This window comes from Nocardioides sp. (assembly GCF_050246775.1).
Lineage (GTDB): Bacteria > Actinomycetota > Actinomycetes > Propionibacteriales > Nocardioidaceae > Nocardioides.
Genome location: NZ_JBFWVK010000002.1, coordinates 409,767 through 433,865 on the forward strand (window position 1 = coordinate 409,767; position 24,099 = coordinate 433,865).

22 protein-coding genes are annotated in these 24,099 nt (G+C 69.5%); 10 read left to right on the top strand and 12 right to left on the bottom strand.

Going from position 1 to position 24,099, the window contains the following annotated elements; genetic code table 11:
- The first annotated feature begins 91 nt into the window (after positions 1-91).
- A complete protein-coding gene (locus AB7I40_RS11810; RefSeq protein ID WP_428345906.1) occupies positions 92-949 on the top strand; it encodes an MIP/aquaporin family protein in 858 nt (285 codons plus the stop codon).
- Between the two features lie 65 nt (positions 950-1,014).
- On the opposite strand, the gene AB7I40_RS11815 is transcribed toward AB7I40_RS11810, so the two are convergent.
- On the bottom strand, positions 1,015-1,722 hold the full coding sequence (locus AB7I40_RS11815; protein ID WP_428345905.1) for a hypothetical protein: 708 nt from the start codon (positions 1,720-1,722) through the stop codon (positions 1,015-1,017).
- Between the two features lie 66 nt (positions 1,723-1,788).
- On the opposite strand from AB7I40_RS11815, the gene AB7I40_RS11820 reads away from it, so the two are divergent.
- Positions 1,789-2,778 carry a malate dehydrogenase gene (locus AB7I40_RS11820; protein WP_428345904.1) on the top strand — a complete coding sequence of 330 codons (990 nt, stop codon included), beginning with the start codon at positions 1,789-1,791 and terminating at the stop codon, positions 2,776-2,778.
- A 25-nt stretch (positions 2,779-2,803) separates the two neighbouring features.
- Here AB7I40_RS11820 and AB7I40_RS11825 read toward each other — a convergent pair whose 3' ends face one another.
- From AB7I40_RS11825 to AB7I40_RS11845, 5 genes are all read right to left on the bottom strand, one after another.
- Positions 2,804-3,187, bottom strand: coding sequence for a DUF3017 domain-containing protein (locus AB7I40_RS11825; protein WP_428345903.1), 384 nt, complete (start codon positions 3,185-3,187; stop codon positions 2,804-2,806).
- A 3-nt stretch (positions 3,188-3,190) separates the two neighbouring features.
- Positions 3,191-4,054, bottom strand: a complete 864-nt coding sequence (locus AB7I40_RS11830) for a bifunctional methylenetetrahydrofolate dehydrogenase/methenyltetrahydrofolate cyclohydrolase (RefSeq protein ID WP_428345902.1) — start codon at positions 4,052-4,054, stop codon at positions 3,191-3,193.
- A 72-nt stretch (positions 4,055-4,126) separates the two neighbouring features.
- Positions 4,127-5,683: a bifunctional phosphoribosylaminoimidazolecarboxamide formyltransferase/IMP cyclohydrolase gene (gene purH, locus AB7I40_RS11835; protein ID WP_428345901.1), complete on the bottom strand. Its 1,557-nt coding sequence runs from the start codon at positions 5,681-5,683 to the stop codon at positions 4,127-4,129.
- A complete protein-coding gene (purN, locus tag AB7I40_RS11840) occupies positions 5,683-6,300 on the bottom strand; it encodes a phosphoribosylglycinamide formyltransferase (RefSeq protein WP_428345900.1) in 618 nt (205 codons plus the stop codon). Before purN ends, purH begins: the two co-directional genes overlap by 1 nt.
- Before the next feature lie 21 nt (positions 6,301-6,321).
- On the bottom strand, positions 6,322-7,587 hold the full coding sequence (locus tag AB7I40_RS11845) for a cell division protein PerM (protein ID WP_428347959.1): 1,266 nt from the start codon (positions 7,585-7,587) through the stop codon (positions 6,322-6,324).
- 100 nt (positions 7,588-7,687) lie between these two features.
- On the opposite strand from AB7I40_RS11845, the gene AB7I40_RS11850 reads away from it, so the two are divergent.
- Positions 7,688-9,538, top strand: a complete 1,851-nt coding sequence (locus tag AB7I40_RS11850; protein ID WP_428345898.1) for a hypothetical protein — start codon at positions 7,688-7,690, stop codon at positions 9,536-9,538.
- Between the two features lie 108 nt (positions 9,539-9,646).
- Here the strand turns inward: AB7I40_RS11850 and sucD are convergent, their stop codons facing one another.
- Together sucD and sucC are read right to left on the bottom strand one after the other, a co-directional pair.
- The gene (gene sucD / locus AB7I40_RS11855; RefSeq protein WP_428347675.1) at positions 9,647-10,528 is read right to left on the bottom strand and encodes a succinate--CoA ligase subunit alpha; all 882 of its coding nucleotides are present in this window, start codon (positions 10,526-10,528) and stop codon (positions 9,647-9,649) included.
- 11 nt (positions 10,529-10,539) lie between these two features.
- On the bottom strand, positions 10,540-11,700 hold the full coding sequence (gene sucC / locus AB7I40_RS11860; RefSeq protein WP_428347676.1) for an ADP-forming succinate--CoA ligase subunit beta: 1,161 nt from the start codon (positions 11,698-11,700) through the stop codon (positions 10,540-10,542).
- A gap of 300 nt (positions 11,701-12,000) precedes the next feature.
- Here sucC and AB7I40_RS11865 point away from each other — a divergent pair, with 300 nt between their 5' ends.
- Entirely contained in the window at positions 12,001-12,912 is a 912-nt protein-coding gene (locus tag AB7I40_RS11865; protein WP_428347677.1) for a M23 family metallopeptidase, read from the top strand.
- A gap of 4 nt (positions 12,913-12,916) precedes the next feature.
- Here AB7I40_RS11865 and pcrA read toward each other — a convergent pair whose 3' ends face one another.
- Positions 12,917-15,370, bottom strand: a complete 2,454-nt coding sequence (gene pcrA / locus AB7I40_RS11870; protein WP_428347678.1) for a DNA helicase PcrA — start codon at positions 15,368-15,370, stop codon at positions 12,917-12,919.
- Positions 15,371-15,408: 38 nt separating this feature from the next.
- Complete coding sequence (locus tag AB7I40_RS11875) at positions 15,409-16,629, bottom strand: GAF domain-containing protein (protein WP_428347679.1); 1,221 nt, start codon at positions 16,627-16,629, stop codon at positions 15,409-15,411.
- A 102-nt stretch (positions 16,630-16,731) separates the two neighbouring features.
- On the opposite strand from AB7I40_RS11875, the gene AB7I40_RS11880 reads away from it, so the two are divergent.
- Both AB7I40_RS11880 and AB7I40_RS11885 read left to right on the top strand, forming a co-directional pair.
- Positions 16,732-18,552, top strand: coding sequence for a flavin-containing monooxygenase (locus AB7I40_RS11880; RefSeq protein WP_428347680.1), 1,821 nt, complete (start codon positions 16,732-16,734; stop codon positions 18,550-18,552).
- 16 nt (positions 18,553-18,568) lie between these two features.
- Entirely contained in the window at positions 18,569-19,048 is a 480-nt protein-coding gene (locus AB7I40_RS11885; RefSeq protein WP_428347681.1) for an XdhC family protein, read from the top strand.
- Positions 19,049-19,075: 27 nt separating this feature from the next.
- Here AB7I40_RS11885 and AB7I40_RS11890 read toward each other — a convergent pair whose 3' ends face one another.
- Positions 19,076-19,597 carry a cupin domain-containing protein gene (locus AB7I40_RS11890; protein ID WP_428347682.1) on the bottom strand — a complete coding sequence of 174 codons (522 nt, stop codon included), beginning with the start codon at positions 19,595-19,597 and terminating at the stop codon, positions 19,076-19,078.
- A 77-nt stretch (positions 19,598-19,674) separates the two neighbouring features.
- Here AB7I40_RS11890 and AB7I40_RS11895 point away from each other — a divergent pair, with 77 nt between their 5' ends.
- Positions 19,675-20,328 (top strand): TetR/AcrR family transcriptional regulator, encoded by a 654-nt coding sequence (locus AB7I40_RS11895; RefSeq protein WP_428347683.1) that lies wholly within the window; start codon positions 19,675-19,677, stop codon positions 20,326-20,328.
- Positions 20,329-20,338: 10 nt separating this feature from the next.
- Here AB7I40_RS11895 and AB7I40_RS11900 read toward each other — a convergent pair whose 3' ends face one another.
- Positions 20,339-21,427: an alpha/beta hydrolase family protein gene (locus AB7I40_RS11900; RefSeq protein WP_428347684.1), complete on the bottom strand. Its 1,089-nt coding sequence runs from the start codon at positions 21,425-21,427 to the stop codon at positions 20,339-20,341.
- Positions 21,428-21,674: 247 nt separating this feature from the next.
- On the opposite strand from AB7I40_RS11900, the gene AB7I40_RS11905 reads away from it, so the two are divergent.
- From AB7I40_RS11905 to AB7I40_RS11915, 3 genes are all read left to right on the top strand, one after another.
- On the top strand, positions 21,675-22,724 hold the full coding sequence (locus AB7I40_RS11905) for an ice-binding family protein (RefSeq protein ID WP_428347685.1): 1,050 nt from the start codon (positions 21,675-21,677) through the stop codon (positions 22,722-22,724).
- The gene (locus AB7I40_RS11910) at positions 22,721-23,383 is read left to right on the top strand and encodes a class F sortase (RefSeq protein ID WP_428347686.1); all 663 of its coding nucleotides are present in this window, start codon (positions 22,721-22,723) and stop codon (positions 23,381-23,383) included. Before AB7I40_RS11905 ends, AB7I40_RS11910 begins: the two co-directional genes overlap by 4 nt.
- 69 nt (positions 23,384-23,452) lie before the next feature.
- The gene (locus AB7I40_RS11915) at positions 23,453-24,091 is read left to right on the top strand and encodes a sensor domain-containing protein (protein ID WP_428347687.1); all 639 of its coding nucleotides are present in this window, start codon (positions 23,453-23,455) and stop codon (positions 24,089-24,091) included.
- The last annotated feature ends 8 nt before the right edge of the window (positions 24,092-24,099 follow it).

Sequence of the window (24,099 nt, forward strand, 5' to 3'; positions counted from 1 at the left end):
GCGCATCCGACGCCCCGACCCGAGTCAGGTCTAGAGTCCTGCCAAGGCCTCCACAGGCGGCCACCCACATCCTCTGAAGGGGTAATTCGGAATGACAGACGTCGCAACTCCCACCCTTGGACAGAAGCTGTCCGCCGAGGCGCTGGGCACCTTCGTGCTCGTGTTCTTCGGCTGCGGGACCGCCCTGGCCTCCGGCGGCGACTACGTTGCCACCGCCCTTGCTTTCGGTCTCACCGTGCTCACCATGGCCTACGCCGTCGGCCACATCTCCGGCGGGCACTTCAACCCCGCCGTCTCGGTCGGCGCCGCGGTCTCGGGTCGGATGGACTGGAAGGACGCCGGCATCTACTCGGCGGTCCAGGTCGTCTCCGGCGTCGGCGCGGGCCTGGTGCTCTTCATCCTGACCAAGCTCTACGACCTCAGCGACGTGCTCGGGGTCGCCCATCCCATGGCCAACGTCTCCACCCAGTGGGACACCGGAGTCAGCATGGACTGGCTGGGCGGTTTCCTGATCGAGATGATCGGCACCGCCACGTTCGTCTTCATCATCCTGGCGGTCACCGACAACCGCCGCGAGGGCAGCGGGATCCCCGCCCCCATCGCGATCGGCCTGGCCCTGGCACTGATGCACTTCGCGCTGATCGGCTTCACCGGCACCTCGGTCAACCCGGCCCGCTCGATCGGCCCGGCCCTGTTCGCCGGGTGGGACGCGCTGCAGCAGCAGTGGCTGTTCATCCTCGCGCCCCTGGCGGGCGCGGCACTGGCCGGCTTCGGTTATCCGGCGATCTTCGGCTACGACCGCGACCGCAACCTCTACATCCCGACCGCTGCGGCCGCCGCACCCCAGCAGTGGGCCGGCGGCGAGCCGGAGTCCACGTGGGACGCTCCCGCGGCAGAGGCACCGCCGACTCCTTCGGTCGACCCGGTCGACCCGGACGAGAGGGCCTGACCCAAGGTCACCAGCACAGGTCGGGCGGATCGCAACGGCGGTCCGCCCGACCTGTGTCTGAGGGCTCAACCAGCAGTGAACGAGCGCAACTGAACGATCTCGCGTGACCCCCCGGAGGACACCGCCAGGACCGGACCCACCCCCGCGGCGTACGACGTCCGCCGGCTCGTGCCCGGCTCGGCAGGCAAGGACACCTCGATCTGGACGACGTCGGTGAACTCGCCCCCGGGCACGACGGCCTCGGCATCCACCTTCGCGACCGTGGCTCGGCCCTCGGCGACGCCGGCCAGCATCCCTTGGACGAAGCCGTCGCCGACCCTCGGGGTGGCGGGCATCATCAGGCCCGCCTGCGCACCGTCGACGCCGGCCTCCCAGGTGCCCTCGGTGCCGAACTTCCAGACGTTGCCGTCGCGGTCCTGGGCGTACCAGTCGTAGCTCTCCTCGACGACCCTGCCGCCTTGTCCCGTCCGCACCTGGTGAACGACGGTCGTCGACACCCCGGCGACCTCTCGGGGTGCCTCGAGCACGGAGACGGTCATGCGCTGCACATCGTCGCTGCCCGTGACGCCGTAGACCCAGGTGCTGCCCGGAGCCAGCGGCAGGAACGGGTTGGTCACAGACCCGGAGAAGTCGGCTGCCCGGGGGCTGGGCGTCGGAATGACCAGCTCATCGACCCCGCTCGGCGGGCTCTGCGGCGGTTGCGAGCCGCAGCCGGTGCCAAGCGCGACGAGGAGAGCCAGTGCGAGCGCCGATCGCACGGCCTTGGGGCGCATGCCCTCATCATGCCGGACGCTGCTAGCGTCGGATCGGACCACCCACCCTCATCCAGGAGATTCGACGTGAGCGCAACTCCCCTCAAGGTGGCCGTCACCGGTGCCGCCGGTCAGATCGGCTACAGCCTCTTGTTCCGCCTTGCGAGCGGTGGCCTGCTGGGGGCCGACCGACCGATCGAGCTGCGCCTGCTGGAGATCACGCCGGCGCTCAAGACCCTCGAGGGCGTCGTCATGGAGCTCGACGACTGCGCCTTCCCCACCCTGGCAGGAGTCGAGATCGGCGACGACGCTGAGGCGATCTTCGACGGCGTGAACCTCGCCCTCCTGGTCGGCGCGCGTCCGCGCGGCCCGGGCATGGAGCGCGGCGACCTACTGTCGGCCAACGGCGCGATCTTCACCGCGCAGGGCAAGGCCCTCAACGCGGTGGCGGCCGACGACGTTCGCATCGGCGTGACCGGCAACCCGGCTAACACCAATGCCCTGATCGCGATGACCAACGCCCCCGACATCCCGCAGTCCCGGTTCTCGGCCCTGACCCGCCTGGACCACAACCGGGCCATCTCGCAGCTGGCGGCGAAGACCGGAGCGTCGGTGTCGGACATCAAGAAGATGACGATCTGGGGCAACCACTCGGCCACGCAGTACCCCGACATCTTCCACGCCGAGGTCAACGGCCAGAACGCCGCGGCCCTGGTCAACGACCAGGCCTGGGTGGAGAACGACTTCATCCCGACGGTCGCCAAGCGCGGCGCCGCCATCATCGAGGCGCGCGGCTCGTCCTCGGCAGCATCCGCAGCCTCGGCCACGATCGATGCCGCCCACGACTGGTTGCTCGGTTCGGCCGCTGACGACTGGGTGTCCATGGCGGTCGTCTCCGACGGTTCCTACGGTGTCCCCGAAGGGCTGATCTCCTCGTTCCCCGTCACCACGTCAGGTGGCGACTGGGAGATCGTCCAGGGCCTGGAGATCGACGACTTCTCCCGCGCCCGGATCGACGCCTCGACCGCGGAACTGGCCGACGAGCGCTCGGCGGTCACCGAGCTCGGCCTGATCTGAGAGCCCACCGGCTCCCCGGATCCGATCAGGGTCCGGGGAGGCTGGCGGCCGCGATCAGCACGCCGGCTCCGAGCAGCACCAGGAGTACGACGTCGACCAGTCGGCGGCGAATGTGGAGCATGCCTGCTTGGCGCTCAGGGAGCAGCAGGCGGGCGACTGCAGCGCCGAGCAGTGCGCTGCCCAGCCAGAGCATCCCGACTCGCCAGCGACCGGTGGAGGTGAGGACCAGGCCGGCACCCGCGGAGCCCAGCACCAGCAGGTAGACCACCCCGCCCACGGTGGAGGGGTAGCGCCGGCCGACGGTGCGTGGCTGCTGCACCACCTCGACCTCGGGATGAGCGAACTCCGAGAGGTGTGGTCCCGGTGGGGGTCCCTCCACGGGGTCGGCGGGCTCCGGCGCCTCGGCCACAGGTCAGGCCCGGTCTCGCTGTGCGGCCTTCTCGGCGATGCTGACGATGTTGGACAGCAACATGGCGCGGGTCATCGGCCCGACGCCTCCCGGGTTCGGGGAGACCCACCCCGCGACGTCCCAGACGTCGTCGGCCACGTCTCCGGCGATCTTGCCCTCGACCCGCGAAACACCGACATCGAGCACAGCCGCACCGGGCTTGACCATGTCGGCGGTGATGATGCCGGGGACGCCGGCGGCCGCGACGACGATATCCGCCTTGCGGACATGTGCAGCGAGGTCGACGGTGCCGGTGTGACAGAGGGTCACGGTGGCATTCTCGGAGCGACGGGTCAGCAGCAGTCCGAGCGGCCGACCCACCGTGATCCCACGACCCACCACCACGACCTCGGCACCGGCGATCGGCACGTCGTGGCGACGTAGCAGCTCGACGATCCCGTAGGGCGTGCACGGCAGCGGTGCCGGGTGACCGAGCACCAACCAGCCCAGATTGGTCGGGTGCAGCCCGTCGGCGTCCTTGGCCGGATCGATCAGTCCGAGCACCCGGTTCTCGTCGCGACCGCGCGGCAGGGGCAGCTGGACGATGTAGCCGGTGCAGGCCGGGTCCTGGTTGAGACCGACGACCGCGGCCTCGATCTCCTCCTGGGTGGCCACCTCCGGCAGGTCGACGCGGATCGACTCGATGCCGACCTCCGCGCAGTCCTTGTGCTTGCCGTTGACGTACCACCGCGACCCCGGATCGTCGCCGACCAGCACGGTCCCGAGACCAGGGACGATGCCCTCGTCGCGCAGCACCGCGATGCGGGCCTTCAGTTCGTCCTTGATGGCCGCCGCCGTGGCGCTGCCGTCGAGTTTCTGTGCGGTCACGGGATCATCCTGTCATCTGTGGGGTCATACCAATCGGTCGCTTGAGCGACCAGTTGTCATGACGTTGGCGGGTCAGTGGGCGAAGTGCCTGGTTCCGGTGAAATACATCGTCACCCCGGCAGCCTCGGCCGCCGCGATCGTGAGCTCGTCACGCATGGAGCCGCCCGGCTGCACGATGGCCTTGACCCCTGCGTCGATCAGGATCTGCGGGCCGTCCTCGAACGGGAAGAACGCATCGGAGGCCGCGACCGACCCCGCTGCCCGTTCGCCGGCGCGCGACACCGCGAGCCGACACGAGTCGACGCGGTTGACCTGGCCCATGCCCACCCCCACCGAGGCACCGTCGCGGGCCAGCAGGATGGCGTTGGACTTGGCCGAGCGACAGGCGGTCCAGGCGAAGGCGAGATCGGCGAGCGTGGCCTCGTCGGCGGCCTCGCCCGTGGCCAGCACCCAGGTCGCGGGGTCGTCACCCTCGGCATCGACGAGGTCACGCTGCTGCACCAGCAGGCCTCCGGAGATCGGGCGCAGCTCCACACCGGCCCGTCGCAGAGGCTCGCACCGGAGCAACCGGATGTTCTTCTTCGCCGCGAGGATCTCCACGGCGCCCTCGTCGTACCCCGGCGCGACGACCACCTCGGTGAAGACGTCGGCGACCTGACGGGCCATCTCCACCGAGACGGGGACGTTGGTCGCGATCACGCCGCCGAAGGCCGAGACCGGGTCGCACTCATGGGCCTTGCGGTGTGCCTCGGCTACGTCGGCGCCCACGGCCACGCCGCACGGGTTCGCGTGCTTGATGATGGCGACGGCCGGGTCGGTGAAGTCGTAGGCGGCACGCCGGGCGGCATCGGCGTCCACGTAGTTGTTGTAGGACATCTCCTTGCCGTGCAGCTGGGTGGCCTGGGCCAGACCGGGGGCGAAGTCGTTGGCGTAGAGCGCCGCGCTCTGGTGGGGGTTCTCTCCGTAGCGCAGCACCGCCGACTTCTCCCAGGTGCCGCCCATCCAAGCCGGGAACCCGGTCCCCCCTGAGGTGTCGGTGAGGACGTTGCCCATCCAGGAGGCCACTGCGACGTCGTACGACGCCGTGTGGACGAACGCCTCAGCCGCCAGCAGTTGACGCTGTGCCAGCGTGAAGCCACCATCGTCGAGAGCCTGAAGGATGTCGGCGTACCGTCCGGGCGAGGTCACGATCGCCACCGACGGGTGGTTCTTGGCGGCAGCGCGGACCATCGAGGGCCCGCCGATGTCGATCTGCTCGACGCACTCGTCCGGGCTCGCTCCCGAGGCCACGGTCTGCGTGAAGGGATAGAGGTTGGAGACGACCAGCTGGAAGGGCTCGACCTCGAGGTCGGCCAACTGCCGCGCATGCGAGTCCAGGCGCAGGTCGGCCAGGATGCCGGCGTGGACACGGGGGTGCAGGGTCTTGACCCGACCGTCGAGGCACTCCGGGAAGCCCGTGAGGTCCTCGACCTTGGTCACCGGCAGTCCGAGGGACTCGATCCTGGCGGCCGAGCCGCCGGTGGACACCAGCGCGACGCCGGCGTCGTGGAGACCACGGACCAACTCGTCGAGTCCGGTCTTGTCGTAGACGGAGATGAGTGCTCGCTTGAGCGGAATCCGGTCGGACATCAGCCGAACCGCACCTTCCTGTCGGTGATCGTGAATCCTTCGCGGGCCATCCGGCCCACCGCATCGACGAGCATCCGGCGCTCGGCGACCTTGATCCGTTCGTGCAACGTGTCGACGTCGTCGTCATCCTCCACCGTGACCACGCACTGGGCGACGACGGGGCCGGTGTCCACACCGGAGTCGACCACGAACAGGGTCGCCCCGGTCACCTTCACACCGTAGGCCAGGGCGTCGGCCGGACCGGTGGTCCCCGGGAATGAAGGACTCAGGGCCGGATGGGTGTTGACGACCCGGCCCTCCAGTCGCGCCAGGAAATCCGGACCGACGAGCTTCATGAAGCCGGCCAGCACCACGAGGTCGGGGTCGAAGGCGGCCACCGAGTCGGCCAGGGCACGGTCCCACTGCTCGCGGGAGGAGAACTGGCTGAGCTTGCGCACGAAGGTGGGCAGACCAGCCCGATCGGCCCGGGCCAGTGCCTCGATGCCGTCACGGTCGGCCCCGACCGCGACCACGCGGGCGCCGTACTCCGGATCGCCGCAGGCGTCGAGCAGGGCCTGGAGATTGGTGCCCGATCCCGAGACGAGCACGACCAGACGCGCGTTCGAAGGGGTGGCCACGTCGCGGAGTTTAGCGACAGGTCAGGCCCCGCTGTCGAGGCCGTCCGCCGCAGCTGACGAGCGGCGCTCACGCCACGTCATGAACAGTCCACCGACGAGTCCACCGAGGCCGAAAGCGGTGATGGCATGGATCAGGACGTCGGCCACGTTCGGGCTGACGTCCTGCATGCGGCCCGGCCCGACCGATCCTCCCGCGAGCTGGGCCAGGACGGTGAATGCGATCCCGGCCAGCACCCCGCCCGCGACGCCGCGAACCGCGCCCTCCTCCCAACGCAACGTCGGGAACCGCCGGTGCGTGCGCGCCGCGGCGAACGCTGCGACGACGAACGGCAGGCCCATCAGCGCCACCACCCAGGCAGCAGCCGGGCCGTTGTCGGGAAGCGCCGCGAGCAACGGGAAGGCCGGGACCGGACCTAGCGCCACCACCGTCGGGGAGACCAGGGTGCCCGTGCCGAGGGCGAAGCCGGGACCCAGCAGGTAGGAGCCGGAGAAGATCACGGCGTTGGGCAGCACCGCGAGCGTGACCAGCGTGAAGAGCGCGGAGTCACCGCCGTCGGCGTGCAGCCGCGACAGGACGTTGGCCGCGGCACCGAAGTCCAGCGCCAGCGTGACTGCCAACACGAGGGCGCTCACGCCCAGGAAACCGAGGAGCGTGCGGGTCGCGGTCGTCACCGCAGCGCGCACCGAGACCGGAACGGCGGCCGACCAGATCGCGGCCCGTCCCGAGCCGACGGCGATGGCCGGGGTCGCCACGAACAGGGAGAGGGCGAGTGCCCAGAGCACCACGCGTCCTGTGGACGGGGCTGTCTCGGGAGTGGCGGCGAGCACGGTGGTGACGACCGCCACGACCACGTAGGCGGCCGCGAACAGCGATGCGGTGACCGGGACCGTCCAGTCGCGGTCCCCGTCGGCGATGGCATGAGCATCGGGACCGTGGCCCGACACCGACTCCCCTGCACGTAGGCCGAGCCGACCGATCACCCAGGCGCACATCAAGGTCACTCCGAGAGGTACGGCGCTCACGCTCACGCCGCCCACCTCGACACCCGAACCGTGGGCCATCAACCACCCGAGGGCACCGATCCTGAGCCCGTCGCTCGGGGTGCCGTGGGCGCCGGCATCGCTGACGAACCACCCGATCACCCCGATGGCCAACATCACGGTGAGCGGCGCGAGTGCCGCAACCAGGCCACCCAGGGTCGCGCTGAACACCAGCGGACGCCGAGGAGTCGGGTGGACAGCGGCTGTGGAGGACGATGGGCGGGGACCGGTGAGCAGAGACGTCATGACCCGACCAGTGTCACCCGATCCGGGGTCGGGTCCGCGCAGGCCACGCCGGTGCGCTCGTTTTCCGGGCACCCGGACCGTCCCGTACGGTGGATGGGCCATGCGCCACTCCGACGAATTCGACGCCTTCTACAAGGCGACCCGTGAGCGGCTGCTGCTCCAGACCTTCGCCCTCACCGGCGACCTGCCCGCAGCCCGCCGCGCTATTCGCGACGCCTACGTGGCTGCGTGGCACCACTGGAACAAGGTGGAGCGGCAACCCGATCCCGAGGCCTGGGTGCGCCCGCACGCCCTCGCCGACGCCCAGCGCCGGCACTCGGCGCGCATCTGGCATCGCGACAAGCACCTGGACAGCGAGTCCCGCGCGACCCTCGATGCGTTGGCCAAGCTCACCCAGCAGCAGCGCCGGGTCCTGGTCCTCAACCACCTGAGCGCCACCCCGATCCCGACGCTGGCCCGCGAGGTCGGTCTGACCCAGGAGGCCGCCGAACGCGTGTTGCAGGCAGCCACCAGCCAGTACGCCGTGGCTCGCGACGCGGCCTCCACCCGGGCGTTGGCCGACCTGACCGGGTTGTCGTCCGCGGTGCAGGACGTCACCTTCCCGCGTCCCTCCATCATTCGCCGCGCCGGCGCGGCCCGGCGCCGCGTCTTCACCGCGATCGGGGTGGGTGTGGTCCTCGCCACGCTCGTCGGGACCGGCCTGTTCGTGACCGATCATCAGGGCGTCTCCCCCAACCTCGCAGACGAGGAGGCCACCGGCTCGCCGGCTGCCGTCACCGCTCCGCAGCCCGAGAGCCCACGTCTGGAGGAGAGCGAGCTGCTCTCCTCCGACCAGGTCACCCGTCTGAGTCCGCGCCGTACCTGGTCGGAGACGCGTACGACGCCCAACACCGACGGTGACGGCATCTACGCCGCGTGTCAGGGATCGCGGTTCGCCGACCCCAAGGGCACCCAGACCCTGGTCCGCACCTTCACCTCGACCACCCCGGCTGGGGCCAACACGGTGACTGCCCTCCAGGCGAGCGAGCTGTCCCGCAACCCCAAGCGCGCCCGGATGGCCTACGACACGACCGTCGGCTGGTACGCCGGCTGCCTCGCGCCCAGCACCCAGCTGTTGGAGACCTACGACCTCGAGGGGGTCGGCGACGAGGCATCGATGTTCCTCCTGCGCACGTGGGGCGGGAAGCCCGGGACCCTCACCGTTGCCGTGGCCAGGACCGGCCAGGTCACCACGACGACCGTGCGCCGGACCGTGTGGAAGGGCGCCAAGCGGGACCTGCCCGACCTCGAACCGATGGCCTCGCTGACCGCGGCAGCCGTCAACCGGGTCTGCGGTACGCCGGGATCGGGCAGCTGTGCGGCGCCCCCGCGACCGGCCGAGGTGGCTCCGTTCGCCATCACGCCCGGGCCAGGCATGCTGGCTGCGGTCGACCTCCCGCAGGCGGGTTCGGTGATCGCCACGTGGACCGCGACCCGGCCCCGCAAGGCGCTGCAGAACCTGGCCGCCATCGCCTGCGACACCAGCGACTTCAGCCGCGCGCCGGTGAGCAACGGGATGACGCGCAGCTTCCTCATCGTCAACGGCGACGTGCCGGAGCGGTTCGGGATCACCCAGACGGTGGGGACCCTGCCCACCCCCAAGGCCGCCGGTCGCTTCGTCGATGCGGTCCGCAAACGCCTCGGACGTTGCGAGGACACCGACCTGGCCAGCACGGTCACCCCGCTGTTCGACAGCACCGACAAGGCCGGCGAGATCGCCGCCTGGCGAGTGGAGACCGAGGTCAACGACTCCGACACCATCGACTTCCTGATGGCGATCGTGCGACGTGGACGCTCCGTGGCCCAGATCGGGTTCGTGACCGCGCCGGGGGCCACCTTCGACAAGGACACCTTCATGGCCCTGGCGCAGCGCGCCTCACAGCGCCTGGCCTACATGCCCCCGCCCTCATAGCCGAGTCGGCCCCGCCCACCCGACCTGTCGCAGATGTACGCCGAAATCGCATCGACCTGTCGCAGATGTACGTGATGCCGTGTACATCTGCGACAGGTCGGCGGTGGGTCAGCGGGCTTGAAGGATCTCCCGCATCAGCTGGGCGGTCTCGGACGGTGTCTTGCCGACCTTCACGCCCACCGCTTCGAGCGCTTCCTTCTTGGCCTGCGCCGTGCCGGACGAGCCGGAGACGATCGCGCCGGCGTGACCCATCGTCTTGCCCTCGGGCGCGGTGAAGCCGGCCACGTAGCCGACGACGGGCTTGGTGACGTGATCCTTGATGTAGGCCGCGGCCCGCTCCTCGGCATCGCCACCGATCTCACCGATCATCACGATCGCCTCTGTCTCGGGGTCGGCCTCGAACGCCGCCAGCGCGTCGATGTGAGTGGTTCCCACGATCGGGTCCCCGCCGATGCCGATGGCGGTCGAGAAGCCGAAGTCACGCAGCTCGAACATCATCTGGTAGGTCAGCGTGCCCGACTTCGACACCAGGCCGACCGGGCCCTTGCCCGCAATGGATGCCGGTGTGATGCCGGCGAGCGCCTCGCCCGGAGTGATGATGCCCGGGCAGTTGGGGCCGATCATCCGGGTCGACTTGCCGTCGAGGTAGGCCCACACCTCGGCGGTGTCCTGGACGGGCACTCCCTCGGTGATGACCACCAGCAGGCCGATGCCGGCATCGATCGCCTCGATGCAGGCGTCCTTGGTGAAGGCGGGGGGCACGAATGCCACGGAGACGTCCGCGCCGGTCTCGGCCATCGCCTCCTTGACCGAGCCGTAGACGGGCAGGGTGACGTCACCGTGGGTAACCGTCGTCCCGGCCTTGCGCGCGTTGACACCTCCGACGACCTGGGTGCCGGCCTTCAGCATCAGGGCCGTGTGCTTGGTGCCCTCGCCGCCGGTGATGCCCTGGACGATGACCTTGGAATCCTTGTTGAGGTAGATAGACACTTCTGAGTCCTTTACGCGTTCGCGAGCTCGGCGGCCTTGTCGGCCGCTCCGTCCATCGTGTCGACCAGGGTCACGAGCGGGTGGTTGCGCTCCTCGAGGATGCGGCGTCCCTCCTCGACATTGTTGCCGTCGAGGCGTACGACGAGCGGCTTGCTGGCCTCGTCTCCGAGGATGTCCAGGGCCCCCACGATCCCGTTGGCGACTGCGTCGCAGGACGTGATGCCGCCGAAGACGTTCACGAACACCGCCTTGACCTGGGCGTCGTGCAGGATCACGTCGAGGCCGTCAGCCATCACCTGGGCCGAGGCACCACCGCCGATGTCGAGGAAGTTGGCCGGCTTGACGCCACCATGGGCCTCCCCGGCGTAGGCCACGACGTCGAGCGTCGACATCACGAGCCCCGCACCGTTGCCGATGATGCCGACGGCCCCGTCGAGCTTCACGTAGTTGAGCCCCTTGTCCTTCGCCTTCTGCTCGAGGGGGTCGGCGGCCGCCTTGTCCTCGAAAGCGGCGTGGTCGCTGTGGCGGAACTCGGCGTTCTCGTCGAGCGAGACCTTGCCGTCGAGCGCCTCCAGCGTGTCACCGGTGAGACGGGCCAGCGGGTTGACCTCCACCAGCGTGGCGTCCTCCTCCACGAAGACCTTCCACAGGGCGAGCACCATCGCGACGGCCTGCTCGGTCAAGACCTCCGGGAAGGCTGCCTCGGCGACGATCGAACGGGCCTTCGCCTCGTCGACGCCCGTGCCCGGGTCGATCGCGATCTGCTTGACCGCATCCGGGTTGGTCTTGGCGACCTCTTCGATCTCGACGCCGCCCTCGACGCTGGCGATGCAGAGGTAGCGGCGGTTGGCGCGGTCGAGCAGGAAGGAGAAGTAGTACTCCTCTTCGATGCTGGCAGCGGGAGCGATGAGCACCCGGTTCACGGTGAGCCCCTTGATCTCCATGCCGAGGATCGCCGTCGCGTGCTCGAAGGCCTCGGCGGGGGTCTTGGCGAGCTTGACGCCGCCGGCCTTCCCGCGCCCGCCTGCCTTCACCTGCGCCTTGACGACGACGACCCCGAGCTGCTCGGCCGCGGCCTGCGCCTCCTCGGGGGTGGTGGCGACGATGCCCAGTGTCACGGCAACGTCATGCTTGGCGAAGAGCTCCTTCGCCTGAAACTCCATCAGGTCCACGATCCAACCAGTCCTTCTTCATGTGTTTTGAGAGTCTGTCTCAAGAGTCTGGGGATTCCTTTCGGCACCCTAGTCCCGGTGCAGGGGTCAGGACCATTGCCGGTCGCCCGACGTGACGCAGCACACGCCGCGCCCGACGTAAGGCGTGGCTCGACGCGACGTGACGTCCGCCACCACCCACAGCGCCCGGACGTGCCGCGCGTGCGGTCCACAGGTCCGATTCGTACCCACAACAGGGGATTTCGTGCACCGGAAGGGGGTATTTGTGCACATTCGCCCGCCACAGCGATTTCGGAGGCCGTGATCTATCCGTTACAGTCGTGGCTTCGCCGTCCTACCCCCGAGCACTCCGAGGACCACTTCTTCATGGGCAACCACCGAGCCGCACGCCGTGTCACACGACGCGACGACTCGGGACCCACCAACGTCGCTGGCAAGCGCAAGGCCGTCAAGCACGCCGCCGCCCGGGGTCCCCTCTTCCGTGGGCTGCCCTCGGCCCCCGTGCTGCTCGGCGTCGCCGCCCTGGCGATCTCAGCTGGTGGAGCGGTGACTGTCGGCAACTCCGACGCCGTGTCGTCGGCCGCCGACGACTTCCAGTTCACCTCACAGGCCGGTGCCCTCAACGGCTCCGGTGGCATCGCCCAGGTCACGTCGGGCCGAGGAGCCGAGGCGAGCCGCGACTCCGCGCGCAGCTCATCGACGCCCAACAAGCTGCAGAAGACCGTCGAGGCGAAGGCGGAGGTTCGCACCGCGGCCCTGACCCAGGCGATGGCCTCGGCGGAGAAGCAGGCCGACAAGATCGCCGAGGACCTGTGGATCCTCCCGGTGGTCGGGTATCACATCACCAACACCTTCGGCATGGTGCGCTCCTACTACGCCTCCGTGCACACCGGCCTCGACTTCGCATGCCCGAGCGGCACCCCGATCCACGCGATCGCAGACGGGGTCATCACCTCCTACGAGTACGACGGGTCCTACGGCAACAAGACCGTGATGACCCTCGAGGACGGCACGGAGATCTGGTACGGCCACCAGACCTCGTTCGCCTCCGACCTGAGCATCGGCAAGGAAGTCCAGCAGGGTGACGTGATCGGCTACGTCGGCTCGACCGGCAACAGCACTGGTCCGCACGTCCACATCGAGGTCCGACCGGGCGCCGGGGACCCGGTGGACCCCTACCCGGCCTTCCAGGTGCACGGCGTCACACCCTGACAGGTCACAGCTTCTCGACAGGCGCGTAGCGCAACAGCAGCCGCTTGACGCCCTCGGACCCGAAGTCGATCGAGGCCACGGACTTGTCCGCGACGCCCTCGACGGCAACGACCGTGCCCATGCCGAACGAGTCGTGCACCACCCGATCGCCGGGCTCCAGGGACGGGATGGGCCGTGACGGCTTCGCCTTGGCGGCGGCATCCATCCGCAGTGCGGCGCTCCCGAAGTTGCGCCGACCTGCGGCCGTCGGGGTCGCCAACGACGAGGAGCCGTAGTCGGGACGATCCCACTGGGTCTGGGCGGCCTCGGTGCGTCGCCAGTCCACGAGGTCGACCGGCATCTCGTCGAGGAACCGGGAGGCGGGATTGTGTGAGGGTGCCCCCCACGCCGAACGGACGACGGCGCGGGAGAGGTAGAGGCGTTCGCGGGCGCGGGTGACTCCCACGTAGGCGAGCCGGCGCTCCTCCTCGAGCTCGGGCTGGTCACCGAGCGAGCGGGAATGGGGAAAGACACCGTCCTCGAGGCCGGTCAGGAAGACGACCGGAAACTCCAGGCCCTTCGCCGTGTGCAGCGTCATGAGCGTGACGACGCCGGAGTCGTCACCGTCGGGAGAGTCGGGGATCTGGTCGGCGTCGGCCACCAGCGCGACCCGCTCGAGGAAGTCGGTGAGTCCTGGGGCCACGGTCCCGGCCTCGACGTCCGCCGGATCTGCCGAGGGACCCGCGATCGGGTCGTCGGAGAACTCGCGAGCCACGGCCACGAGTTCGGCGAGGTTCTCGACCCGGGTCTCGTCCTGCGGGTCGTCGGAGGCTTCGAGCTCGGCGACGTAGCCCGAGCGCTCGAGCACGGTCTCCAGAATCACGTCGGCGCGTTCGCCGGCGTCGACCATGGACTGCAGTTCGGTGACCATGTCGACGAAGCCCTGGATGGCCCTGAGCGACCGGGTGGCGACGCCGGGTGCTTGGTCGGCTCGCACGAGCGCCTCCCAGAACGTCAGCCGGTCGCGGCTGGCCAAGGCGGCGACACACGCCTCGGCTCGCTCCCCGATGCCCCGCTTCGGGGTGTTGAGAACCCGCCGCAGGGAGATCTCGTCGGCCGGATTGGCCAGCATCCGCAGGTAGGCGAGGGCGTCACGGACCTCACGACGCTCGTAGAAGCGCACCCCACCGACGACCTTGTAAGGCTGACCGGTGCGGATGAACACCTCCTCGAACACCCGGGACTGCGCATTGGTGCGATAGAACACCGCCATGTCGGCGGCACGCGCGCCGTCGTCGGTCAGCTTGTCGATCTCCTCGGAGACGAACCGGGCCTCGTCTCGCTCGTCGTCACCGACATATCCCACGATCCGAGCGCCGGCGCCGGCGTCGGACCACAGCTTCTTCGGCTTGCGGCCCTTGTTGTGGCCGATCACCGAGTTGGCCGCGGTGAGGATGGTCTGGGTGGAGCGGTAGTTCTGCTCGAGCAGGATGGTCTCGGCGTTGGGGAAGTCCTGCTCGAAGTCGAGGATGTTGCGGATGTTGGCGCCCCGGAAGGCGTAGATCGACTGGTCGGCGTCGCCGACGACCATGAGCTCGCTGGGCTCGACCCGGGCCAGGTCGCCGGCACGCCCTGCCACTGCCCCGGCACCGCTGGCGGACACCAGGGGATCCTCCAGCGAGTCGGCGCACAAGGCGTAGATCAGAGCGTATTGCGCGTGGTTGGTGTCCTGGTATTCGTCGACCAGCACATGGCGGAACCGGCGGCGGTAGGTCTCACAGACCTCGGGGAACTGCTGGAACAGGTGCACCGTGAGCATGATCAGGTCGTCGAAGTCGAGGGCGTTGGCCTCCCGCAGTCGCCGCTGATAACTGGTGTAGGCCGCCGCGAACGCCTCCTCGGCGCCGTTGCGCGCGTCCTTGGTGGCGTCGTCGGGATCCTTCAACTCGTTCTTGCAGTTGGACACCCAGTTGAGCACCGCACGGGGCTGGAAACGCTTGGGGTCGAGCTCGAGGTCGTTGACCACGATCGACATCAACCGCTTGGAGTCGGCGGCGTCGTAGATGGAGAAGTTGGACTTGTAGCCCAGCTTGTCGATCTCCTTGCGCAGGATGCGGACGCAGGAGGAGTGGAACGTCGAGACCCACATGATCCGGGCGCGTTTGCCGACGAGGTCCTCCACCCGCTCCTTCATCTCAGCCGCAGCCTTGTTGGTGAAGGTGATGGCCAGGATCGAGCCCGGGTGGGCCTTGCGCTGCGAGATCAGCCAGGCGATGCGCCGGGTGAGCACCCGGGTCTTGCCGGAGCCAGCACCGGCGACCACCAGAAGTGGTGCACCGGCATGGACGACCGCGGCCCGCTGGGGCTCGTTGAGTCCGTCGAGCAACTGCTCCGCATCCGGCGTGCGGCGGGGGGATGCTGAAGCCTCGGCGGTGGCAGTGGGAGCCTCGAGGCCGGGCAGAGTGGAAGGGGTGCTCATCTCGGTGTCCAGCCTACGTGGACCCACGGACAGCCCGGTCAGCCACGCAGGGCCGTGACCACCGGCGCGCTGGAGCACGGAAGCGTCGCTGCCGGGTCGTCAGGCAGGACCAGTGCGGCCCGGACCGACGGCGCGATCCGGTAGGGCTGGGTCACGAGGACCCCGCCGAGCGCCCGGCGCAGCCGGGACACCTCGGCACGGACGGTCACCAACCGGGTGGAGTCGCCGAACAGGTCGTCGGCCAACCCTGCCGCCGTACGTCCCTCGGAGCCGGCCCGCACCAACGCGACGAGGATCTCGGCGTGCCGTGGCGAGAGGGCGTGCACCCACGAGCCGCTCGGCCCGGAGACCGCCACGGTCGGGGCCGAGCTGAGGTCGAGCACCAGGCTGGTGGAGGGTGCCGCCGACCGCTCGCCCAGGCGCAGCAGCCACCCCCCGGGAAGGGGCTCGGCGCTCGCAGCACCGAGGGTGGGCAGCCAGATCGAACCGCCGCTGAGGTCATCGGGCAGGACCACCCGGTCAGGAGCGGCCAACCCGACCGCGGCGGCGAGGTGGCCGGAGGTATCGACCGCGAGGGCTTCGCCACCGACCCGGGCGAGCAGGGGCGCAGCGACGGCCCGGAGCCGGTCGAGGCGGGCGCGGTGCTCGGCGACGATCTCCAGTGCGGTCATCCGAGCCGCCATCTCGACGAGCGCCAGCTCCGCGGGGTGCATGCCTCGGGAGGGACCGCTGACATCGACCACGCCGAGCGTGGCGCCCGACCAGGGGTCGGTCAGGGGGGCGGCCGCGCAGCCCCAGCGGGTGTGTGACTCGACGAAGTGCTCGGGTCCCTGGATGTGCACGCCTTCGCCGAGGACCAGGCACGTGCCGATCGCATTGGTGCCCACGTTGCCCTCGGTCCACGCCGATCCGCCCACGAAGCCCAGCCCGTCGGCGAGCCGCCGTACGCCAGAGCTCCCGGCCCGCCACAGGACCCGACCGTCGGTCCCCGCGACCACGACCATCTGTCCGGCCTCGATCACCGAGGAGAGCGCCTGCGTGAGCCGCGGAACCCGAGCAGCCAGACCACTGTCCTCGCGGCGCCGCTCAAGCTCGGCCGTGCCAAGTGGTGCGACGGAGGGTTCAGACCCGGGCGCGAGCCCGCAGGCCTCGACTCTCCGCCACGAGGCGGCGATCTCGCGGCGCGCACCGGCTGTGCGTGGATCGCCTGCGAGCGTGCGCTCGCGGCTGCGGTGCAGCTCGCGCTCCCGCTCGGCCACGGCCGGTCCTCTCCGCAGGCCGACTGCAACAGCCTGCAACCCTTCCGCCGACGGGCGGCGGCGGTGTGTGCTCCATCACACAGAGTAGGTGAAGGAGACACCATGACCCAGACCCTGGAACCAGACACCGGGACAGCCCAGCGCACCGTCGAGACGTGGCTGGCGGACTTCGAGGCGGCACTGCAGGCTGCGGACGGTACGGCGGCCGCGGCGCTGTTCGCCACCGACTGCTACTGGCGCGACCTGATCTCGTTCAGCTGGAACCTGACCACGGTCGAGGGCCGCGAACAGGTGGCCGACCTGGTGGTGGCGACGGCCTCGGCCACGGGTGCGTGCCGGTTCGCCACCGAGGAGCCGGCCGAGGAGGCCGACGGGGTGACCACCGCCTGGATCACCTTCGAGACCGCTGTAGGCCGGGGGCGTGGCCTGCTGCGCCTGATCGACGAGGACGGCCCGAAGGCCTGGACGCTCCTGACGACGCTCCATGAGCTCAAGGGGCACGAGGAACCACGAGGCACAGCCCGACCGATGGGGGCCGAGCACGGTGCCTCCCGCGATCGGGTCACGTGGCTGGAGCGTCAGCAGGCCGAGGCTGAGAGCCTGGGGTCCACGACGCAGCCCTACGTCCTGGTGATCGGCGGCGGCCAGGGCGGGATCGCCCTCGGGGCCAGGTTGAGGCAGCTCGGGGTGACAGCCCTCGTGATCGACAAGCACTCCCGACCAGGCGACCAGTGGCGCGGACGCTACAAGTCGCTGTGCCTGCACGATCCGGTCTGGTACGACCACCTGCCCTACCTGAAGTTCCCCGACAACTGGCCGGTGTTCGCCCCGAAGGACAAGATCGCCGACTGGTTGGAGTCCTACACCAAGGTGATGGAGATCCCCTACTGGTCCAGCACGACGGCGACGAGCGCGTCGTACTCGCAGGAGACGGGCGAGTGGACCGTCGAGGTGGAACGTGAGGGCCGGCCCCTGACCCTGCGCCCGAAGCAGCTGGTGCTGGCGACCGGGATGTCGGGCAAGCCCAACCTCCCGGACCTGCCGGGCATGGACGTGTTCCGCGGCGACCAGCACCACTCGTCGGCCCACCCGGGACCCGACGCCTATGCCGGCAAGAAGTGCGTGGTCATCGGGAGCAACAACTCCAGCTTCGACATCTGTGGGGCCCTGTGGGAGCACGGTGCGGACGTGACCATGGTGCAGCGCAGCTCGACGCACGTCGTGCGCAGCGACTCGCTGATGGAGATCGGGCTGGGTGCGCTGTACTCCGAGGAGGCCGTGGCCTCCGGCATGACCACCGAGAAGGCCGACCTGGTCTTCGCCTCGCTGCCCTACCGGATCATGCACACCTTCCAGATCCCGCTCTACGAGCAGATGGCGGAGCGGGACAAGGACTTCTACCAGCGCCTGGAGGCAGCCGGTTTCGACCATGACTGGGGTGATGACGGCTCGGGCCTGTTCATGAAGTACCTGCGCCGCGGTTCGGGCTACTACATCGACGTGGGTGCGGCCGACCTGGTGGCCAACGGCGACGTCAAGCTTGCCCACGGCCAGGTGGACCACCTCACCGAGCACAGCGTGGTGCTCGCCGACGGCACGGAGCTGGAGGCCGACCTGGTGGTCTACGCCACCGGCTACGGTTCGATGAACGGCTGGGCGGCCGACCTGATCGACCAGGGGACGGCGGATCGGGTCGGGAAGGTCTGGGGTCTGGGCTCGGACACCACCAAGGACCCGGGACCGTGGGAGGGCGAGCAGCGCAACATGTGGAAGCCCACCCAACAGGAAGGTCTGTGGTTCCACGGCGGCAACCTGCACCAGTCGCGGCACTACTCGCTGTATCTCGCACTGCAGCTCAAAGCACGCGCCGAGGGGATCGCGACCCCGGTCTACGGACTGCAGGAGGTCCATCACCTCCGATGAGGGTGATACTGGCTGCATGGCTGACCAAGTGAATCTCCTGATCGTCGGCGACGGCCCGGTCTCGGACGCCCTCGTCCCGATGGTGTCGGCCCTCGGGTGGTCGCCGACGGTCGCGCTCACCGATCCCTCCATCGGCCCAGACGTGGACGCCGTCGTGGTCACCAGCCACCACGAGGATGTCGACGGCCCTGCGATCAAGGCGGCGTTGACTCTCAAGACGGCCTACGTCGGGGCGATGGGATCGCGACGTACCCAGGCCCGTCGCCGGGCCTGGCTGCTCGCCAACGACGTCACCGAGGCTGACCTGACTGCGCTGCACGCGCCCATCGGACTCGACATCGGCGCGGACGAACCCGGCGAGATCGCCGTCTCCATCCTGGCCGAGATCGTCGCCGTACGCCGAGGACGGGCGTCAGCGGTGACCTCGATCAGCGCACGTGACGGTGCCATCCACCCCGAGTTGGCCCCCGGTGAAGCGACGTGCCCCGGCGGCTGAACAGGCGCCTGGCTCTGCGGAGACTCCCTATTCAGGGAGGGGTGGACCGACCACCTGGAGTCCGTAACGCGGAGCAACCTGGGCCCACTTGGCGATCTCTTCGCCCGGGCTCTGTCCGTCCGCGCCGGGGAGTCGATGCTCCTGGGCAGGAAGGCCCACCTCGTCGTACAGCGACATCAGGCCACCGGGTGTGGTCAGGGCGAGGACGCGAGCCGGCTGGTCCCCGCGGATCCGGAAGGCATGCGGCACCCCGGCGGGCAGGTAGATGAAGCAGCCGGTGTGCAGGTGGTGCAGGGTCTCCCCGGCCTGATAGTCCAGCGTGCCATCGAGCACGAAGAACGCCTCGGCCTCGTTGAGGTGGCGATGCAACGGGGTCGCCACTCCTGGAGGCTGGGTGACGAGCGAGACGCCGAGGTTGCCGCCGCTCTCGGGGGACTCCAGCAGGTGCTCGAAGAGGGACTGCATGGCCCACGTCCCCCGAGCCGTGCCGGGCTCGCGCATGACCACGCCTGACGTGTCCTGGGTGCCGGCGGCTGCGACGTCTGACATCGAGGCTCCTTCTGTGTCCGCTCCGATGGGCTATATTCATCCGAAAGATATTCGGATGAATCTTGAGAGTAGGTCTGATGCCGGGCGAGGTCAACACCCGCCGCTACGACGCCTCGCGGCGCCGCGAATCGGCTGAAGGCACGCGTCGGGCCGTGCTCGCAGCCGCTCACGACCTCTTCACGACCGCGGGCTACCCCGCGACGTCGGTGGCGAGCATCGCCCGCAGGGCAGGCGTGTCGGTCGATACCGTCTACGCGAGCGTGGGTCGCAAACCACAGCTGCTGCTCGCGGTGCACGACATGATGCTCGCCGGAGGCTCCGAACCTGTGCCCGCCGAGCAGCGCAGGTATGTCCAGGAGATCCGGCAGGCCCCGACGGCCCGCGAGAAGATCAGGCTCTACGCCGTCGCACTGGGCACGGTCCTGCCGAGCACGGTTCCGCTCCTGCTGGCGCTACGCGCAGCCGGAGCCACGGATCCCGACTGCCTCGACGTGTCGGCGTCGGTCGCTGAACGGCGGGCGGCGAACATGCGCCTGTTCGCCGCGGACCTGCGTGACACCGGGGACCTGCGCGACGACATCTCCGACGACTGGGTTGCCGACCTCGTGTGGTCGATGAACAGCCCGGACTATTTCGAGCTGCTCCGAAGCCGGGGCCTGACCACCCAGCAGTACGTCGACCTGGTGACCGAGGTGTGGACCTCGACGTTCCTGCGGGCCGGCGTCCCCTGACCGGCGACGGTCACACGTCAGCGAGCTGGCGGTCGAAGAACCGTACGGTTCGCTGCATCGCCGCGTTGAACGCGGGCCCGAAGGCGTGTGCGTCGTCGTACCACTCCAGTCGAGAATCCACGCCAGCTCGTACGAGCGCACGTTGCGTGGCTGATGCCCAGGGCGGCGGGCAGGTGTCATCGAAGCGACCGTGCACCAGGAGCACCGGTTCGGTGATGCGGTCGAAATAGGGTCGCGACGAGTTCTCGAGCCAGAACCGAGGGTTCTGCGCCGGCGTACCGAAGCGAGTGGCCAACTCGTCGCGCAGCCCGGCGTCCTCGGGGTCCGGCCGGATGAACTGCCGGTAGTTCTGGGCCTCCAGCGACGAGACCGATGCCCACGGAGCCGCCGCCTGGACGAGGCCGGGTTCGGCGACGAGCGCCTTGAGGATCACCCCGCCGCCCATGGACCGTCCGAACAGGGCAACCCGGTCATCATCCACCGCCACCTGGGTGGAGTTGCGCAGAGCCTTGACGGCGTTGATGACGTCGGCGGTGTAGCCCAGGCGCATCCGCCGCTGGAAGCGCGGGTCGTCATCGGACTCGGCGTGGTTGCGGTAGTCGACATGCAGGGCGATGTAGCCACGCGAGGCCAGGTAACCCCGTTCGCGCGTCATGCCCTGTCCGCGCACGTAGATAGCAGGGTCGATGTAGCCGTGGGCCAGGACGACGGCGGGAAATGGGCCGACGCCTCGCGGCACGTTCAGCACGCCCGAGATCGTGTAGGACTCCTCCCCCTCTCGGGTGGTGGTGCGGCTGCGGTAGGTCACGTCGTACGACGTGTACGCGGCCGTGCGTTCCCGCACCGCCCCCAGACGCAGTCGATCGCCCCTGTGTCGCTGCTGCGACAGACCCAGCACCGAGACAGCGCGGGCCGTCGCGGGAGCCGCCGAGGGGCTCGACGTCGCGCTCGGGCGCTGGGCCGACCGGCTCTCGGTGGGGCCTGGCACACTCGCGGACGTCGACTCCCCGGACGGCCCAGGCTCCGAGCCCCCGGAGGTACATCCGGCGACCAGGACGGCGCTGCCGATCAGCGCTGTCAGTCCCTGCCACCCACGCATCGAGCACCTCCAGGTCAACTGGCCAGTGGCTGACCACAGTAGCCAGCGGCTCCAGGACCCGACGTGACCGGATCGTGGACGGTGCTCTAGACCGGCTACAGACTCAAAACCGGTCAATTGTCAGGAAAATCCAGAAAAATGGTTGATTTAGGCTATTCCGGGCCAGAACTTCTGTAATTTCAAAACATCCGGACTCGATGGCATGAATCTCGTGGCAGCCGCACCGGCAAACCGTTCGGATGCCCTCATGGTCCGCAGACCCTTCCTTGCCCTCCCTCTCGTCGCCGCCGGCACCGGCCTGCTCCTCCTGGCCCAGGCGCCAGCAGCTTTCGCCGCGCAGGCCACCGTCGGCCTCGGCACCGCCACCTCCTTCGCCGTGCTCGCCGGAACCACGGTGACCAACGTCGGCCCCTCGGTCATCTCCGGTGACCTCGGCGTGAGTCCCGGCTCCGCCGTCACCGGCTTCCCACCCGGGTCAGTCATCAACGGCACCATGCATGTCAGCGACGCCGTGGCCCTCCAGGCCCAGAACGACGTGACGACCGCCTACAACGACGCCGCCGGACGCACTCCCGTCGTCGACAAGACCAGCCAGGACCTCGGTGGTCAGACCCTGGTGTCAGGGGTCTACCAGGCGGCCAACGCCATGGCCCTGACCGGGACCGTCACCCTGGACGCCCAGGGCGACCCGAATGCCGTGTTCATCTTCCAGGCCGGCTCCACACTCATCACCGCCAGCAGCAGCACCGTCGCCCTGATCGGCGGAGCGCAGGCGTGCAACGTCTTCTGGAAGGTGGGCAGCTCCGCGACCCTCGGCACCTCGACCACCTTCGTGGGCAGCATCCTTGCCCTGACCAGTGCCACGCTTCAGACAGGAGCATCGGTGCAGGGCCGGGTCCTGGCCCGCAACGGTCAGGTGAGCCTGGACACCAACACGATCACGAGGCCCGGCTGCAACGTGGTGCCGACCTCGACGGCCAGTCCCAGCTCCGGCCCGACCAGTGGAACGACGGCAACCGCCACCGCAGGCGGGACCGACGTCCCCGGCGGTGACACCTCGACCGGCCCCGACAACCCCAACGGCACCGGAGGACCTGACGGTCCCCGCGGACCGAACGCGCCCCGGGTCCCCGTGGGGCACCCGCACACCGGAACCGTGGCCCCGAGCACCGGTCCAGCGGGGTTGGGCTGGCTCACGGCTGGCGCACTGGCGCTCACGGGCGCCGCCGGGGCGGCCGTGCTCGGCAGCCGCAGCGGACGTCGCCGGACCAGGTCCCGGCACTCTGCCGGACAGTGACCGCGAGCAGGCACGCCAGCGCCCCGCGCCCCCGCACCATGGGGTGGCGGGCGCTGGCCGCGGTCCTCACCCTGGCCGGTGTGGGGTGCCTCCTGGCCTGGGCGAACCAACCGGCCCCGGCCGCTTCCGAGCCGCACTCGTCGACCTCCAGCACCACCACCGCTCCCACCCACTCACCTGAGCGGGCTGCGGCGGTCACCGGGGCGCCGGTCCGACTTCGCATCCCGGCGATCGAGGTGTCCACCACCTTGCTGCGCCTGGGACTCAACGCCGACAGCACGGTCGAGGTCCCCGACGATCCGGACCTGGCCGGCTGGTACCACCTGGGACCTCGTCCCGGCGAGACCGGATCATCGGTCATCCTCGGCCACGTGGACTCCCTCGAGGGACCAGCCGTGTTCGCGCGGCTCGCCGGACTGCGTCGAGGCCAACACGTCCTCGTCGCGACCCGAACCGGAGAGACGAACGTCTTCGTCGTGACCGCCGTCGAGACCTACCCCAACGCCGACTTCCCGGCCCAGCGCGTCTATGCGCGCAGCGATGGCCGCTTCCTCAACCTCGTCACCTGCGGGGGCGCCTACGACGCAGCTCAGGGTGGATACCAGGCCAACGTGGTGGTCTACACGCGTCTGCTCATCGCCGGCAAAGAGGGGGCCTAGCCCCCCTGCCAGGAGACGAGGGATGACGGAGGATTCGAAGCAGAACATCCTCACGTCTTGGAGCACCTCATGAGCACCGTCAGCGACACCGTCGCCGCACCGACCACGAACCGGTCGCTCCCTCCCCCCGCTCAGGCACTGGTACGGCGCCTCAGGCTCACCTGCCTGGCACTGGTCTACGTGCTCCTCGCGGTGCCTGCGCTGGCCCTGGTCTGTCTGCTCACCACGTCGCTCGCCCTGGCGATCATCACGATCGGCCTCCCCCTGCTGCTCGCGTTCGTGCCGCTCAACCAGGTCCTCGCCGACGTTCACCGCCGGATCGCCGGCAGCATCCTGGGCGTCCGGATCGATGCGGACTATCAGGTCCGGCGCGGCAGCTCACCGCTCGACCTGATCAGGACGTGGGCCGGCGACCCGGCCAGGTGGCGGGACTTCGCCTGGGCCTGGATGTCGGCCACCATCGGCTGGGTGCTTGCGTGGATCCCGGTCGGCCTGGGCCTCCTCGTGCTCTGGTACGCCGTCTTCCCGTTCGTGTACTGGGTGAGCCCCGAAGGCGTCTTCGACATGGACTACGGCATCCTCACGATCGATACCCAGGCCGAGGCGTTCCTGGAGTGGACGTGGCTGCTCGTCTCCCTGGTGGCGTGGTGGATGCTCGTGCCTGCGGTGATGCACTGGCGTGCCCGGCTCGACCGGGCGTTGCTCTGATCACGGCC